The 1,575-nt window shown below is 46.4% G+C and carries 3 protein-coding genes; 1 reads left to right on the top strand and 2 read right to left on the bottom strand.

The features are described from left to right. On the top strand, positions 1-158 hold a 158-nt coding region (locus ACTHUE_RS18470), incomplete at its 5' end, for a DUF4298 domain-containing protein (protein ID WP_440402823.1). Between the two features lie 54 nt (positions 159-212). On the opposite strand, the gene ACTHUE_RS18465 is transcribed toward ACTHUE_RS18470, so the two are convergent. Together ACTHUE_RS18465 and ACTHUE_RS18460 are read right to left on the bottom strand one after the other, a co-directional pair. After that, on the bottom strand, positions 213-824 hold the full coding sequence (locus ACTHUE_RS18465) for an IMPACT family protein (protein WP_440403172.1): 612 nt from the start codon (positions 822-824) through the stop codon (positions 213-215). 61 nt (positions 825-885) lie between these two features. Beyond that, a partial coding sequence (locus ACTHUE_RS18460; protein ID WP_440424135.1) for an electron transfer flavoprotein subunit alpha/FixB family protein occupies positions 886-1,575 on the bottom strand: 690 nt, incomplete at its 5' end.

Raw genomic sequence — 1,575 nt, 5'->3', positions numbered from 1 at the left:
AAGCCATTGAAGAAGGGGCAGATGTTGATTTGCGTACACAGGGCGAATACAGCATTATGAGCGAAGATGCCCTATGGAACGCACTGGGGGAATTTCATCAACTGGCTTGGGAACACCTGCGCTCAAGCGTAAATGCTTTAGACAGATACCAAGGCTAAAACATCAAAGGCCGTCTGAAACTTTTGATTTCTCAAATATGTTCAGACGACCTTTTATTCAAACGGCTGTTCAGTATCTATTTCAATTTGGCGCGTATTTTTCCAAGCAGCAATACAGGTTTCATAATCGGTCAACGCTATTTTCACTGTTAACTTACAATCCAGCTGCAAATCCTGTTCCACAATATCGGCCTGATATTGTTTGGCAATCCGTATAGCCTCATTCAAAACAGGATATTCACACTTCAACCAAACTGTCTTTTCGACATTCTTTTCAACAATTTCAGCTATCGCCAATGCCTGAGCTGTTGATTCCTTATAAGCATGAATCAGACCGGGAACACCCAATAGCGTACCTCCAAAATAGCGCACAACTACAACCAACACATCCGTTACGCCGACAGAATCAATCTGCCCCAGAATAGGGCGACCTGCGCTTCCGGACGGTTCTCCATCATCGTTTGCACGAAACTGCATTCCATCCACACCCAATCGATAGGCGTAGCACCAATGTCGCGCCTTGTGATGCTCTTCCTTTAATGGGTCGAGATACTTCTTCACATCGGCCAAAGTGCGAATCGGATAGGCGTACGCGATGAAGCGGCTGCCTTTATCTTTAAATTCAGCCTGTGTCAGTGTGGTAATGGTTTTATAGGTCGTAATCATGCCAAAATATTTTCAGACGGCCTTTGTTATAAAAGGCCGTCTGAACGTTTCACGTGAAACATTAGTTTTTCAGTGCTTCAGTCAGTTGAGGCACAACTTCAAACAAATCACCAACCAAGCCGTAATCTGCCACATTGAAAATCAGAGCGTCAGCATCTTTGTTGATGGCAACAATCACTTTACTGTCCTGCATACCGGCAACGTGTTGGATAGCACCAGAAATACCGATAGCGAAGTATAGTTGCGGCGCAACCACTTTACCGGTTTGTCCGACTTGGGCATCGTTTGGCGCATACTCGGCATCCACTGCCGCACGGGATGCACCAATCGCTGCACCCAAAGCATCCGCCAATGGAGTTAACACTTCATTGAATTTTTCAGCACTGCCCAATGCACGGCCACCGGAAACAATCACTTTTGCCTGAGTCAATTCAGGGCGGTCAGACTGGGAAAGTTGACGGTTTACGAAACGGCTCAGGTTTTGAGCAGGCGCTGCCTCAACATTGACCACTTCTGCATTACCGCCTTGTCCGGCAGCATCAAATGCGGTTGCACGGAAAGTCAGCACCAGTTTTTCAGAATTGGATTGAACAGTTTCAAATGCATTACCGGCATAAATCGGACGGACAAATGTCGAGTTATCCACAACTTCGGTTAAATCCGAAACTTGTGGCACATCCAACAGGGCTGCTACTCGGGGCAACAGATTTTTACCAAACGCAGTTGCAGTCGCAGCCACATAGCAGTAATC

It is taken from the genome of Neisseria sp. P0021.S005 (genome assembly GCF_051956955.1).
The sequence above is the reverse complement of the archived record's forward strand: the minus strand, read 5'-3'. Positions and strand labels throughout refer to the sequence as shown.